This window comes from Pseudomonas sp. B611, assembly GCF_055407965.1.
On record NZ_JBUZST010000002.1, the window covers coordinates 546,807 to 560,766 of the forward strand.

At 62.9% G+C, this 13,960-nt stretch carries 16 protein-coding genes; 6 read left to right on the top strand and 10 right to left on the bottom strand.

What is annotated here, in order from left to right; genetic code table 11:
• Positions 1–11 precede the first annotated feature (11 nt).
• Positions 12–830, bottom strand: a complete 819-nt coding sequence (gene proC / locus ACZRMO_RS07555; protein ID WP_463972414.1) for a pyrroline-5-carboxylate reductase — start codon at positions 828–830, stop codon at positions 12–14.
• Between the two features lie 33 nt (positions 831–863).
• Positions 864–1,550: a YggS family pyridoxal phosphate-dependent enzyme gene (locus tag ACZRMO_RS07560; protein WP_124527312.1), complete on the bottom strand. Its 687-nt coding sequence runs from the start codon at positions 1,548–1,550 to the stop codon at positions 864–866.
• 57 nt (positions 1,551–1,607) lie between these two features.
• Here ACZRMO_RS07560 and ACZRMO_RS07565 point away from each other — a divergent pair, with 57 nt between their 5' ends.
• Complete coding sequence (locus tag ACZRMO_RS07565; protein WP_463972415.1) at positions 1,608–2,642, top strand: type IV pilus twitching motility protein PilT; 1,035 nt, start codon at positions 1,608–1,610, stop codon at positions 2,640–2,642.
• 121 nt (positions 2,643–2,763) lie between these two features.
• On the opposite strand, the gene ACZRMO_RS07570 is transcribed toward ACZRMO_RS07565, so the two are convergent.
• Positions 2,764–3,390 carry a C40 family peptidase gene (locus ACZRMO_RS07570; protein WP_463972416.1) on the bottom strand — a complete coding sequence of 209 codons (627 nt, stop codon included), beginning with the start codon at positions 3,388–3,390 and terminating at the stop codon, positions 2,764–2,766.
• Between the two features lie 249 nt (positions 3,391–3,639).
• Here ACZRMO_RS07570 and ACZRMO_RS07575 point away from each other — a divergent pair, with 249 nt between their 5' ends.
• The gene (locus ACZRMO_RS07575) at positions 3,640–4,068 is read left to right on the top strand and encodes an NINE protein (RefSeq protein ID WP_017737767.1); all 429 of its coding nucleotides are present in this window, start codon (positions 3,640–3,642) and stop codon (positions 4,066–4,068) included.
• Positions 4,069–4,202: 134 nt separating this feature from the next.
• On the opposite strand, the gene ACZRMO_RS07580 is transcribed toward ACZRMO_RS07575, so the two are convergent.
• The 7 genes from ACZRMO_RS07580 to gshB form a co-directional block, all read right to left on the bottom strand.
• Positions 4,203–5,474, bottom strand: a complete 1,272-nt coding sequence (locus ACZRMO_RS07580; protein ID WP_463972417.1) for a dihydroorotase — start codon at positions 5,472–5,474, stop codon at positions 4,203–4,205.
• Entirely contained in the window at positions 5,471–6,475 is a 1,005-nt protein-coding gene (locus ACZRMO_RS07585; protein WP_124527306.1) for an aspartate carbamoyltransferase catalytic subunit, read from the bottom strand. Before ACZRMO_RS07585 ends, ACZRMO_RS07580 begins: the two co-directional genes overlap by 4 nt.
• 23 nt (positions 6,476–6,498) lie before the next feature.
• Positions 6,499–7,005, bottom strand: a complete 507-nt coding sequence (gene pyrR / locus ACZRMO_RS07590; RefSeq protein WP_463972418.1) for a bifunctional pyr operon transcriptional regulator/uracil phosphoribosyltransferase PyrR — start codon at positions 7,003–7,005, stop codon at positions 6,499–6,501.
• 73 nt (positions 7,006–7,078) lie between these two features.
• On the bottom strand, positions 7,079–7,516 hold the full coding sequence (ruvX, locus tag ACZRMO_RS07595) for a Holliday junction resolvase RuvX (RefSeq protein ID WP_463972419.1): 438 nt from the start codon (positions 7,514–7,516) through the stop codon (positions 7,079–7,081).
• A complete protein-coding gene (locus ACZRMO_RS07600; protein WP_463972420.1) occupies positions 7,516–8,085 on the bottom strand; it encodes a YqgE/AlgH family protein in 570 nt (189 codons plus the stop codon). Before ACZRMO_RS07600 ends, ruvX begins: the two co-directional genes overlap by 1 nt.
• Before the next feature lie 172 nt (positions 8,086–8,257).
• On the bottom strand, positions 8,258–9,163 hold the full coding sequence (locus ACZRMO_RS07605; RefSeq protein WP_463972421.1) for an energy transducer TonB: 906 nt from the start codon (positions 9,161–9,163) through the stop codon (positions 8,258–8,260).
• 77 nt (positions 9,164–9,240) lie between these two features.
• Positions 9,241–10,194, bottom strand: a complete 954-nt coding sequence (gene gshB / locus ACZRMO_RS07610; protein WP_448185884.1) for a glutathione synthase — start codon at positions 10,192–10,194, stop codon at positions 9,241–9,243.
• A gap of 239 nt (positions 10,195–10,433) precedes the next feature.
• On the opposite strand from gshB, the gene pilG reads away from it, so the two are divergent.
• The 4 genes from pilG to ACZRMO_RS07630 are packed head-to-tail and all read left to right on the top strand — an operon-like array spanning position 10,434 to position 13,838.
• On the top strand, positions 10,434–10,841 hold the full coding sequence (gene pilG, locus ACZRMO_RS07615; RefSeq protein WP_026137140.1) for a twitching motility response regulator PilG: 408 nt from the start codon (positions 10,434–10,436) through the stop codon (positions 10,839–10,841).
• Positions 10,842–10,887: 46 nt separating this feature from the next.
• A complete protein-coding gene (gene pilH, locus ACZRMO_RS07620) occupies positions 10,888–11,253 on the top strand; it encodes a twitching motility response regulator PilH (RefSeq protein ID WP_124527300.1) in 366 nt (121 codons plus the stop codon).
• A 12-nt stretch (positions 11,254–11,265) separates the two neighbouring features.
• Positions 11,266–11,790 (top strand): chemotaxis protein CheW, encoded by a 525-nt coding sequence (locus ACZRMO_RS07625; RefSeq protein WP_017739428.1) that lies wholly within the window; start codon positions 11,266–11,268, stop codon positions 11,788–11,790.
• The gene (locus tag ACZRMO_RS07630) at positions 11,787–13,838 is read left to right on the top strand and encodes a methyl-accepting chemotaxis protein (RefSeq protein ID WP_463972422.1); all 2,052 of its coding nucleotides are present in this window, start codon (positions 11,787–11,789) and stop codon (positions 13,836–13,838) included. Before ACZRMO_RS07625 ends, ACZRMO_RS07630 begins: the two co-directional genes overlap by 4 nt.
• Positions 13,839–13,960: the final 122 nt, after the last annotated feature.

Consider the following 13,960-nt stretch of genomic DNA (forward strand, 5'->3'; position numbering starts at 1 on the left):
GGGACGACTCTTTATTTGCCCAGCTGCTCGGCCATTTCCGCCGAACGATGTGCTGCGGCACCCAGTGCTGTTTCCACCAGGGCTTCAAAGCCCCCGGCCTGGAAGGATTCGATGGCGGCTTGCGTGGTGCCGCCCGGCGAGGTCACACGGCGGCGCAGTTCGGCGGCGTCGACGTCGCTGGTCACGGCCATTTTTGCTGCGCCCAGTGCGGTTTGTTCCGACAGCTGTTTGGCGATTTCCTGCGGCAAGCCCAGCTTCACGCCGGCGGCGGTCATGGCTTCGATCAGCAGGAAGAAATACGCCGGGCCGCTGCCGGACACGGCGGTGACCGCATCCAGTTGCTGCTCGGTTTCCAGCCACAGGGCGATGCCCACGGCGGACAGCAGTTCCTGGGCTTGATCCCGTTGTGCGGCGCTGACTTCGGCGGTGGCGTACAGGCCGCTCACGCCCTGGCGCAGCAGCGACGGGGTGTTGGGCATGCAGCGCACGATCGGCTGGGCGCCGAGCCAGTTGTTCATACTGGCGCAGGTAATGCCAGCGGCGATGGACACCACCAGTTGCTGCGGTTGCAGGCTCGGGCGCAGGCTTTCGCACACGGCTTTCATGGCCTGCGGCTTGACCGCCAGCACGATCACATCGACGCCCTGGATGGCTTCGGCGTTGTCGGCGAAGGTTTCGATACCGTGCTCGGCGCTGACGCGGGCGCGGGTGTCGGCACCCGGGTCGCTGGCGCGGATCTGCGTGGCATCCAGGCCCTTGGCCCGCAGGCCACCGATCAGGCTGGCCGCCATGTTACCGGCGCCGATAAAGGCAATACGCGTGTTGCTCATGACAGGTCCTTATTCAGTGAAAAGTCAGCCATTTCACGGCTGGCCGTAGTCGCGGGCGCCAAACAGTGCAGTACCGATCCGCACCCAGGTGGCGCCTTGGGCGATGGCTGACTCAAGGTCGTGGCTCATGCCCATGGAAAGTGTGTCGAGCGGCAGATTCAAACCGGCTTGCAGCTCACGCACGGTGGCAAAGGCTGCATCTTGCGCGGCACGATCTTCAGTCGGCTCGGGAATCGCCATCAAACCCCGCAGTTGCAAGCGCGGCAGGGCACTGATCGCCTGGGCCAGGGCCGGCAGGTCGGCGGGCGTACAGCCGGACTTGCTGGCTTCGCCACTGACGTTGACCTGGATGCAGATGTTCAGCGGTGGCAGGTCAGCCGGGCGTTGTTCGGACAGGCGTTGTGCGATTTTCAGGCGTTCCACGGAATGCACCCAAGCGAAGTTCTCGGCGATAGCGCGCGTCTTGTTCGATTGAATGGGGCCGATGAAGTGCCAACTCAAGGGCAGGTCGGTTAATTCGGCCTGTTTGCCCAAGGCTTCCTGCAGATAGTTTTCGCCAAAATCGCGCATCCCGGCGGCGTAGGCTTCACGCACGGCCTGGGCGGGTTTGGTCTTGCTCACGGCCAGCAGGTGGACGCTGTTTGCGTCACGCTGGGCGGCGTCGGCGGCGGCGCGGATACGCTGGCTAACCAGCTCGATGTTGTCTGCTATCGTGGACATTCAAGATGCGCCCGTGGACATGGAGTCCGCGGCATTCTACTGGAAATGGAAAGCCCTATGGATATCACTGAACTGCTGACGGCAGGCGTACGTCGTGGCGCGTCCGACCTGCATTTGTCGGCTGGCCTGGCGCCGATGCTGCGTGTGGATGGCGAGGTCTGGCCGCTGGATTGGCCGGTGCTGTCTGCGCCCCAGGTGGCGGATCTGCTCAGCCCTTTGCTCAATCAACACCAGCAAAAGGATTTCGAAACATCTCTTGAAACGGATTTTGCCTTCGAGCTGCCGGGCGTGGCGCGGTTCCGGGTGAATGTGTTCCAGCAGGATCGCGGCATGGGCGCGGTGTTTCGCACCATTCCCCATGAGGTCCAGAGCCTGCAAAGCCTGGGCCTGGGGGAAGTCTTCCAGCGTATCGCCCAACTGCCCCGTGGCCTGGTGCTGGTCACCGGGCCGACCGGTTCGGGCAAGTCCACCACCCTGGCGGCGATGATCGACTACCTCAATCAGCATCGGCGCCAGCACATCCTCACCCTGGAAGACCCCATCGAATTTATCCACAGGCCAAAAAACGCGCTGATCAACCAGCGCCAGGTGCACCGTGATACCCACAGCTTTTCGGCGGCGTTGCGCTCGGCGCTGCGGGAAGACCCGGATGTGATTCTGCTGGGCGAGCTGCGCGACCTGGAAACCATCCGCCTGGCCCTGACGGCAGCAGAGACCGGACACCTGGTCTTTGGCACCCTGCACACCGCATCGGCGGCCAAGACCGTGGATCGGCTGGTGGATGTGTTTCCGGCAGGGGAAAAGGCCATGGTCCGCTCGATGCTGGCGGAGTCGTTGCAGGCGGTGGTGTCCCAGGTGCTGGTGAAAAAACTCGGCGGCGGGCGCGTGGCGGCTCACGAGATCATGCTGGGCACACCGGCGGTTCGCAATTTGATTCGTGAGGACAAGGTGGCGCAGCTGGTCTCGGCGATCCAGACCGGCGGGGCGTTGGGCATGAAGACGCTGGATATGAGCTTGAAGGCGCTGGTGGGCGAGGGGCTAGTCAGCCGGGAGGATGCGCGGGAGAGGGCGAGGGTGCCCACAGACATCTGATCGCTCCCACGCTCCGCGTGGGAATGCCGCCCTGGACGCTCCGCGTCCGCTCTTAAAGGTCGTGACGCAGAGCGTCACAGGATGCGTCCCCACGCGGAGCGTGGGAACGATCGGGGGCTGATCAGCGTTGCACAACCCGCAGGTTGTTCTGCTCTTTCGGCAAAACGCGCTTGGCAATCACGTAGTTCTTGTTCCAGAACGGTTTCTTCAGCGTGTCGATGCTCACCGACTTGCCGCGACGCGGTGCGTGGATAAAGCGGTCGTTGCCCAGGTAGATGGCAACGTGGTTGACCTGGCGGCTCTTCAGTTTGAAGAACAACAGGTCGCCCGGCTTCAAGTCCTTGCGATCAACCTTCTGCCCGTGGCCGGCGGCCATGGCATTGGAAGTGCGCGGCAGGTCTACTGCGGCAACGTCGTTAAACGCATATTTCACCAAGCCGCTGCAATCGAACCCTTTACTTGGGCTGCTGCCGCCCCAACGATAAGGGGTACCGAGCACGTTGACGGCGCGGCTGAGGACATTGCTGCTTTGCTTGGTGTTGACGCCGACCAGGCCGTTAGCGTGGGCCTTGCTCAGTTGAGTCGGGCGGTTGACGGTCAGTTTGACCGCTTTGCTGGTGCCGGGTGTGCTGTGAACTTTAGGGGTGAAACCATTAACGTTCGGAAGTCGTTGCTCACGATTGGTGGCGTGGGCGGCCAGTGGCATTAATAGGCAAATGGTTAGCCATGTCTTGAAAAATGGTCGCATTAGGCGTGGCTCTTTTTGGTTTGCGCGCAACTTTATAACAGCTTTTTGTGTCGTTATAAGGCCGTTTGTCGATTGAACCTTGGGGTCAAAGTCAGCAAAAACGCGACGAATCGCCGCAATTGTCCTACACAAGTCAGGTGGCATAAGGCTTTGCGGGAGGGAAGATACCATCGGCCACACGTCGGGCGCCCGTAAAAAAGTCACAAAGAAAATGAAAATATTTATCTATCGAGGCAAAAGAGGTACGCCATGAACACCTATCGGCAAGATGTTTCGCAGCACGACACGCACAGTAAGGTGATCGGTTACCTGCTCTGGATTTTTGGATTTACCGGCGCGCACCGCTTCTATTACGGCAAACCGGTGACCGGCACGATCTGGTTTTTCACCTTCGGCCTGCTGGGCATTGGCTGGCTGATCGACCTGTTCCTGATCCCGGCCATGGACCGTGAAGCCGACCTGCGGTTTACCGCCGGGCCCATCGAATACAACGTGGCCTGGATTCTGTTGACGTTCCTGGGGGTGTTCGGTGTGCACCGCATGTACCAGGGCAAATGGATCACCGGCCTGATCTACCTGCTGACCGGCGGTTTGTTCCTGGTGGGGGTGCTGTATGACTTCTGGACGTTGAATACGCAGATTTCGATCCGCAATGCCGAGCGCAATGGCGGCCGCTGATGATCGTTCCCACGCTCCGCGTGGGAACGCCGCTTTGGACGCTCTGCGTCCGCTCTTGAAAGCGTGGCGCAGAGCGCCACAGGATGCATTCCCACGCTGAGCGTGGGAACGATCACATTTGAATGTGGGACTTGTCAGGCCTGGTAGGTGATCCGGCCATCGACCAGGGTGTAACGCACCGCCGCCGGCAGGCTATGGCCGATGAAAGGGCAGTTTTCGCCCTTCGACAGCCAATGCTCGCCCGCCACGGTGGAGCTGGCCGGGTCAAACAGCACCACGTCCGCTGCCGCACCCACTGCCAGCTTGCCTGCTGGCAGGCGCAACGCCTCGGCCGGGCCAGCGCTCAGACGTGCCAGTAGCGTCGGCAAGTCCAGCAGACCTTCTTCCACCAACGTCATCGCCAACGGCAACAACAGCTCAACACTGCTGATCCCCGGCTCTGTCGCGCCAAACGGCGCCAGCTTGGCATCCCGTTCGTGGGGCTGGTGGTGGCTGGAAATCGCCGAGACCACACCGGATTTAACCGCCGCCCGCAAACCGTCGCGGTCTGCACGGGTGCGCAGCGGTGGCTGCACGTGGTACAGGCTGGAGAAGTCGATCAGCGCCTCGTCCGTCAGAATCAGCTGATACAACGCCACATCCGCCGTCACCGGCAAGCCACGGGCCTGGGCCTGGGCGATCAGGGCCACACCGCGGGCGCTGGTCAGTTGGCTGAAGTGCGCGCGCACGCCGCTTTGTTCCACCAGCAGCAGGTCGCGGGCCAGGGCCACGGTCTCGGCGGTCTCGGGGATGCCCGGCAGGCCGAGGAAGCTGGCCACGGCGCCTTCATGGGCCAGGCCGCCTTCGGCCAGGTCGCGGTCCTGGGAGTGGAAGATCACCGTCAGGTCGAAGGTGGCCGCGTATTCCAGGGCGCGGCACAGGGTGCGGGTGCTGCGAAAGCTTTCCAGGCCGTTGCCGAAGGCCACGCAACCGGCGTCGCGCAGGGCGATCAGTTCGGCGAGTTGTTCGCCTTCCAGGCCTTTGCTCAGGGCACCGATGGGGAACACTTTGCAATTGCCGGCTTCACGGGCGCGGTCGAGGATCAGCTCGGTCACCGCCGAGGTGTCGAGGATCGGCTTGGTGTGCGGCGGGCAGCACAGGCTGGTCACGCCGCCGGCTGCTGCGGCGCGGGTTTCGCTGATGATGCTGCCTTTGCGGCTGTAGCCTGGCTCGCGCAGGGCGACGTTGAGGTCCACCAGGCCAGGCGCGGCCACCAGGCCTTTGGCGTCGATGGTCTCAAGCGCGTTGAAACCTGCGGGCGCAGCGCCGATGGCGATGATCTTGCCGGCTTCCAGGTGCAGATCGGTAACTTGATCCAGGCCACTGGCCGGATCGATGACGCGGGCGCCGAGGATGCTGAGCTTCACTGGGCGTTCTCCTGCTCGAATTGACGTTGCGCGGTTTGCCCGCTCATGGCCATGGACAGCACGGCCATGCGGATGGCGATGCCGTAGGTGACCTGGTTCAAGATCACCGATTGCGGACCGTCGGCCACCGCCGACTCAATCTCCACGCCACGGTTGATCGGGCCCGGGTGCATCACGATGGCATCCGGCTTGGCGCCGGCCAAACGTGCGGTGGTCAGGCCGAACAGACGGTAGAACTCGCCTTCGCTTGGCAGCAGGCCACCGGACATGCGCTCGCGTTGCAGGCGCAGCATGATCACTACGTCCACATCCTTGAGGCCTTCAGCCATGTCGGTGTAGACCTTCACGCCGTACTGCTCGATACCCACCGGCAGCAGGGTTTTTGGCGCGATCACGCGGATGTCCGGGCAACCCAGGGTTTTCAGGGCGAGCATGTTCGAGCGTGCGACCCGCGAGTGCAGGATGTCGCCGACGATGGCCACCGAAAGGTTTTCAAAGCTGCCCTTGTGCCGACGGATGGTGAGCATGTCGAGCATGCCCTGGGTCGGGTGGGCGTGACGGCCATCGCCGCCGTTGATGATCGCCACCTGCGGGCACACGTGCTCGGCGATGAAGTGCGCGGCGCCGGAGTCGCCGTGGCGTACCACAAACATGTCGGCAGCCATGGCTTCGAGGTTGCGCAGGGTGTCGAGCAGGGTTTCGCCCTTGCTGGCCGACGAGGTGGACACGTTCAGCGTGATCACGTCGGCCGACAGCCGTTGGGCCGCCAGTTCAAAGGTGGTGCGGGTGCGGGTGGAGTTCTCGAAGAACACATTGCAGATGGTCTTGCCGCGCAGCAGCGGGACCTTCTTCACCGCGCGGCCACCGACTTCGAGGAACGAGTCGGCGGTGTCGAGGATTTCGGTGAGCAGTTCGCGGGGCAAACCGTCGAGGGACAAAAAGTGTTGCAACTGACCCTGAGCATTGAGCTGCAGCGGGCGCTTGGCATCTAGAGGCGTCATCGCGGGGACTCTTTACAAGGGGTTTAAAGGGCGAGGTCTTGCAGTTCGAGTTCGAGCGGCGTGGGACCGGACAATTTTACCCGCTGGTGGGGGGCAAGCGACAGCGTGGCGCCGACCACATCCGGGCTGATCGGCAATTCGCCAGCGTCCAGGTCCAGCAGGCACACCAGCGTCACGCTGGCCGGGCGGCCGTAGTCGAACAGTTCGTTCATGGCGGCGCGGATCGTGCGCCCGCTCATCAGCACGTCGTCGATCAGCACCAGGTGTTGGCCTTCGATTTCGAACGGCAGGGCCGACGGGCGTACTTGCGGGTGCAGGCCGTTCTGGCTGAAGTCGTCGCGGTAGAAGGACACGTCCAGGGTGCCCAGGGGCGAATCGCTGCCCAGTTCTTCCAGCAATGCCTGGGCGACCCACACACCGCCGGTGCGAATGCCGATGAAGCGTGGCTCGCTGATGGCGCGGTGTTGCAGATGGGCCGTGAGGCTTGTGGCCATCTGGCTGATCAGTTCGGCAGGGTTCGGCAAGCTCATGGTGGCTCCTTCAAGGCCTTGGCGCAGGCAAGGTCTGGGCTCAAACGTAAAAAGACGCGGCAAGCCGCGTCAGTCAGGATTCAAATAAAGCGGTGTTTTCATCCAGCCAACCTTGCAGCAGCAAGGCGGCGGCGATGGCGTCGACGGGGTTGTCGCGGTAACTGCCCTTCTGCCCGCCACGGCCTTTGCGTTCTCCTTTGGCTTCAAAGGTGGTGAGGCGTTCATCGTGGGTATAGAAGGGCAGGTTGTAGCGGCCATTGAGGCGTCGGGCGAATTTTTCGGCGCGCAGGCACATGTCGCTGGGGGTGCCGTCCATGTTCAGGGGCAGGCCGACCACCACGGCGTCGGGCTTCCACTCCTTGATCAGGGCTTCGACCTGGTTCCAGTCGGGTATGCCGTTCTGGGCTTTCAGGGTGCACAGCTCGCGGGCCTGGCCGGTGATGACCTGGCCGACCGCTACGCCGATCTGTTTGGTGCCGTAGTCGAACCCGAGGATCAAACGCAAAGCCATCAGGCGTGCCCCGCCTGGCTGGTCAGCAGGTTGAGGTTGACGCGCAGCTTGGCGGCCGCTGCCTCCAGGCGCAGTTCGACGGGGGTGTTGAACAGGATATCGGCGTCAAACGGGCAGCTCAGCCAGGCGTTGCTGGCCAGTTCCGCTTCCAGTTGCCCGGCTTCCCAGCCGGCATAACCGAGGGTGATCACGCTTTGCTCGGGGCCGACGCCGTCGGCGATGGCGAACAGCACGTCCTGGGAGGTGGACAGCGACACGCCGTCAAGGTCTACCGTGGCCTGGAACTTCCGCCCGGTGGGGTGCAGCACAAAGCCGCGATCGGTCTGCACCGGCCCGCCGATGTAGATCGGCACATGCTGGCAACGGGCCGGCGGGTCGATCTCGGGGCGCAGTTGCTCAAGAATATCCGCCAGGTTCAGGTCTTGCGGGCGGTTCACCACCAACCCCATGGCACCATTGGCCGTGTGCTCGACGATGTAGGTCAAGGTCTGCGCAAAGTTCGGGTCGGCCATGTGGGGCATGGCGATCAGGAATTGGTGCTTGAGGTAGGTCGGGCTGACGTTTTTCATGTCCGCTAGTGTGGCGTTGGAGGGGCGAACTGACAAGCCGCGCGTTGGAAGATCATTCCCACGCTCTGCGTGGGAATGCATCCTGTGACGCTCTGCGTCACGCCTTTGTAGCGGGACGCGGAGCGTCCGGGGGGGCGTTACCACGCAGAGCGTGGGAACGATCTGTCGGCAGTCAGTTGCTGGAGAGGCGGTCGCCTTTGGCGAACTTCCAGGTGCGGATGATTTCCAGGCGGTCGATGTCGTTCAAGTCGCCGGTAAACGGCGCAAACGGTGCGGCCAGGCGCACGATGCGTTGGGCGGCCTGGTCCAGCAGCGGTTGGCCGGACGACTCCAGCACCTGCACTTCATATAACGAACCATCGCGGTTGATCGACACCAGCAAGCGCAAATTGCCATAGATCTGCTGGCGCCGGGCTTCGTCCGGGTAGTTGAGGTTGCCGATGCGCTCGACCTTCTTGCGCCACTCGTCCTTATACCAGGCGCCCTTGTCGCGCATGGTCGAGGCCGCGTTCAGGCGGTAGATGCGCGGGCGCTTGGCATAGAGCTGTTGTTCGTTGGCCAGTTCGGCTTCGAGGCTGGAGATCTGGTCGGACAACTGCGAGCTGTCGAAAGTCGGCGCCGGTTTGGCGGGCTCGGGTTTTGGCTCGGTCTTGGCTTTTTCCGGCTGGGTCGGGGCTTTTTGCGGCTTGGGGGCCACGGTGGTCACAGTGGCCTTGGGTGCAGCCTGCTTGACCTCGGGCTTGGGCGTCGGTGGCGGGGTGACCTTATTCACCTTGTTGTCCTGGAACGGCGCCACTTCGGTGGTCTTGGGCACCGCTTTCTTGTCCAGGGTGCCGCTGCCTTGCTGGTTGTCCTGGGCGAGAAAGTCGGCTTTTTCGGGCGCCTTTTCGCTCTTGAACGTGGCGAGGGTGATTTCCAGGGTGCGGGTGATCTGCTTGGGCTCGACCATCGTGAAGCCCACGCCAAGGAGCAGGGCCAGGTGAATCAACGCCGCGAGAAAGAGGGTAAATCCGAGCCGATCAGCCGGGCGCACGCCGCTGTGGGAGAGTTCGGGGGGCAGATCGGACGGGAGTGTCATGACAAAGGAACCAACATCGCGCGTTTCACAGGTGGCGCATGATAACGCAATGTTGGTTTGTGTCCGGCTGTTCTATGTCACTTGGCTTGTAGCTTGCGCTCGATGGCGGCCATCAGCATTTCGCCGATATTGGTGCCGAACGCGTTGTCGATCTCGCGGATGCAGGTCGGGCTGGTGACGTTGATTTCGGTCAGGTGCTCACCGATCACGTCCAGGCCTACAAACAGCAGTCCCTTTTCCCGCAGGGTCGGACCCACTTGCGCAGCAATCCAGCGATCCTTGTCCGACAACGGCCGCGCTTCACCACGGCCACCGGCCGCCAGGTTGCCCCGAGTCTCGCCGGCTGCCGGGATGCGCGCCAGGCAGTAATCCACCGGCTCGCCGTCGATCATCAGGATGCGCTTGTCGCCGTCCTTGATCGCTGGAAGGTAGGCCTGGCCCATGATCTGCTGGGTGCCCAGGGCAGTCAGGGTTTCGAGGATCACCGACAGGTTCGGGTCGCCGGCGCGGTGACGGAAGATCGAGGTGCCGCCCATGCCGTCCAGCGGCTTGAGGATCACATCACCGTGCTTGGCGGCAAATTCACGCAGCACGTCGGCGCGGCGGCTGACCACGGTCGGCGGCGTGCATTGTGGGAACAGCGTGGCGAACAGCTTTTCATTGCAGTCGCGCAGGCTCTGCGGCTTGTTGACGATCAGCACGCCAGCGCGTTCGGCCTGCTCCAGCAGGTAGGTGGAGTAGACGAACTCCATGTCGAACGGCGGGTCCTTGCGCATCAGGATCACGTCGAGGTCGCTCAGCGGGCTGTCGACTTCGTCCTGCAGTTCGAACCACTTCTCCGGGTTGGCAAACACCTGCAGCGGGCGCATGCGTGCGCGGGCCTCGCCGTCGCCCTGGTACAGGTCGCGCTGTTCCATATAGAACAGGGTCCAGCCGCGGGCCTGGGCGGCCAGGAGCATGGCCAGCGAGCTGTCCTTTTTATAGGAAATGCTGGCGATAGGGTCCATGACAATGCCGACGCGAACGCTCATGGGGGATTTCCTCTAGCAAATTAGGGCGCATAAAAGTGGCGTCAGAGTGGCGCTGCGGCTGTTGTGGGTCAAGGAAAAACCACCTGGCCGGTTGCTCGATAGATTGCGCCCGGAGACTGTGCTAAAAAGACTGCCACGGCGCAGCAGCCCTTGAATTCCAAGGCTTGCGGCGCTCATCCTGTGCAACATCAGGCAGTACACACCGAAAACCGATTCGCTGTGGCGATGGTAGAGCAGATATGGAACAGCATTCCAACGCCTTGAGAGTGATGGTGATCGACGATTCAAAGACGATCCGCCGCACCGCCGAAACCCTGTTGAAGAACGCAGGGTGCGAGGTCATCACGGCCATCGACGGTTTCGATGCCCTGGCGCGGATTGTTGATCATCACCCGCACATTATCTTTGTCGACATCATGATGCCGCGCCTGGATGGCTATCAGACCTGCGCCCTGGTGAAGAACAACCCGGCGTTCAAGTCGATCCCGGTGATCATGCTGTCCTCCAAGGACGGCCTGTTCGACAAGGCCAAGGGGCGTATCGTCGGTGTCGATCAGTTTTTGACCAAGCCGTTCAGCAAGGAAGAACTGCTGGGTGCGATCAAGGCCTACGTGCCTGCCTTCGCCGCAGTAGAACAAGCACACTGACACCGCCCCACAAGGGCCGGCGTCCACCAATGTAGTGGGGAAAACCATGGCACGTGTTCTGATCGTCGACGATTCGCCGACCGAAATGTACAAATTGACCAGCATGCTGGAGAAGCATGGCCACCAGGTCCTCAAGGCCGAGAACGGCGCCGATGGCGTGGCCCTGGCCCGTGACCAGAAGCCCGACGCGGTGTTGATGGATATCGTGATGCCAGGGCTGAACGGCTTCCAGGCCACACGCCAGTTGACCAAGGATGCCGAAACCAGCCACATCCCGGTGATCATCATCACCACCAAGGACCAGGAAACCGACAAGGTCTGGGGCACCCGCCAGGGCGCTCGGGACTACCTGACCAAGCCGGTCGAAGAAGAGACCCTGATCAAGACCCTGAACTCGGTGCTGGCCGGCTGACGGCAGGCGATCATGACCGAGTCGCAAACCGCCTTCGAGCTGTTGCTGGACATCGACCGCCGCTGCCGCTTGCTGGCCGCCGACCTGCCGTCCCAGGAAACCCGCCAGCAGGGTTGGAGCGGGATCGGGTTTCGCGTGGGAGCGCATTGGTTTGTCGCGCCGATGGGCGAAGTTGCCGAAGTCCTGCATGAGCCGCGTTGCACTTTAATGCCCGGGGTCAAGGCCTGGGTCAAGGGTGTGGCTAACCTGCGTGGGCGTTTGCTGCCGGTGATGGACCTGGGTGGGTTCCTCGGCCAGGCGCTGTCCAAGGCGCGCAAGCAACGGCGCGTGCTGGTGGTGGAATACAACGACCTGTTTGTCGGGCTGTTGGTGGACGAGGTGGTGGGTATGCAGCATTTCGCACAAGACGCGCTGTTGGCGAACGCCAGCGCCGGCGCGCCGTTTATCCAGGGCCAGTTCGACGGCGATCAGCTGTGGCAGGTCTTCAGCCCCTTCGCTCTGGCCCAGGCCCCTGGCTTCATGGATGTCGCCGCATGACCACCGCTACCACGCCCAAACCCCAGGCCGGCTCGCGCAGCCGCTCACAGATCATCGTGCTGTTTATCGCGCTGATCGTGTTTATCATGCTGCTGTTCGCCAACTTCGCCTACCTCAACACCCAGTCCACCTACGACAAGCAGTACATCGGCCACGCCGGTGAATTGCGCGTGTTGTCCCAACGCATCGCCAAGAACGCCACCGAAGCCGCAGCCGGCAAAGCGGCCGCGTTCAAACTGCTCGGCGAGGCGCGCAACGACTTCGCCCAGCGCTGGGGCTACCTGAAAAAAGGCGACCCGCAAACCGGCCTGCCCGCCGCACCCAGTGCGGTACGCGCCGAGATGCGCGCGGTGCAGACCGACTGGGAAGCGCTGCTGAAAAACACCGACGCGATCCTTGCCAGCGAACAGACCGTACTGTCCCTGCACCAGGTGGCCGCGACCCTCGCCGAAACCGTGCCGCAATTGCAGATGGAATCGGAAAAGGTCGTCGATATCCTCCTGCAACGCGGCGCCCCGGCCAGCCAGGTGGCGTTGGCCCAGCGCCAATCGTTGCTGGCCGAGCGCATCCTCGGCGCGGTCAACACCGTGCTGGCCGGCGACGAAACCGCCGTGCAGGCCGCCGACGCCTTTGGCCGCGACGCCAACCGCTTCGGCCAGGTGCTCAACGGCATGCTCCAGGGCAACGCCGGGCTGCGCATCACCCAGGTCGAAGACCGCGACGCCCGCGCGCGTCTGGCGGAGATCTCGGAGCTGTTCGAGTTTGTCTCCGGCTCCGTGGATGAAATCCTCGAAACCTCGCCGCAACTGTTCCAGGTGCGCGCCTCGGCGAGCAATATCTTCAACCTCTCGCAAACCCTGCTCGATGAAGCCTCGCACCTGGCCACCGGGTTTGAAAACCTCGCCAGCGGGCGCACCTTCGACACCATCGGCGGCTACGTCCTGGGTTTGCTGGCGCTGGCCTCGATCATCCTGATCGGCCTGGTGATGGTGCGTGAAACCAACCGCCAGTTGCACGAAACCGCCGAGAAGAACGAACGCAACCAGAACGCGATCATGCGCCTGCTGGATGAAATCGAAGACCTCGCCGACGGCGACCTCACCGTGACCGCCTCGGTGACCGAAGACTTCACCGGCACCATCGCCGATTCGATCAACTATTCCGTGGACCAACTGCGCGATCTGGTCGCCACCATCAACCTCACCGCCGGCCAGGTTGCTGGCGCGGTGCAGGACACCCAGGCCACCGCCATGCACCTGGCCCAGGCCTCGGAGCATCAGGCCCAGCAGATTGCCGAAGCGTCCACCGCGATCAACCAGATGGCGCAATCTATCGACCAGGTGTCGGCCAACGCCGCCGAATCCTCGGCGGTGGCGGAGCGCTCGGTGGAGATCGCCAACAAGGGCAACGAGGTGGTGCACAACACCATCCACGGCATGGACAACATTCGCGAGCAGATCCAGGACACCGCCAAGCGCATCAAGCGCCTGGGCGAGTCGTCCCAGGAGATTGGCGACATCGTCAGCCTGATCGACGACATCGCCGACCAGACCAACATCCTTGCCCTCAACGCCGCGATCCAGGCCAGCATGGCCGGGGATGCCGGGCGCGGTTTTGCCGTGGTTGCCGATGAAGTGCAACGCCTGGCCGAACGCTCATCGGCCGCGACGCGGCAGATCGAAACCCTGGTGCGCGCGATCCAGGCCGACACCAACGAAGCGGTCATCTCCATGGAACAGACCACCACCGAAGTGGTGCGCGGCGCACGGCTGGCGCAAGACGCCGGCGTGGCCCTGGAAGAGATCGAAGGCGTGTCGAAAACCCTGGCGGCGCTGATCCAGAGCATCTCCAATGCAGCGCAGCAACAGACCTCGTCGGCGGGGCAGATTTCCCTGACCATGAACGTGATCCAGCAGATCACCAGCCAGACGTCGTCGGGTTCGACCGCTACCGCCGAGAGCATCGGCAACTTGGCGAAGATGGCCAGCCAGTTGCGCCGCTCGGTGTCGGGGTTCACCTTGCCGCCGGCCAAGCAGGCCGACAATTGAAATGCGATCCCACTGTGGACGCGGACTTATGTGGGAGCGGGCTTGCTCGCGAATGCGGTGTATCAGTCGCCGGATACATCAACTGACAGATTGCATTCGCGAGCAAGCCCGCTCCCACATTT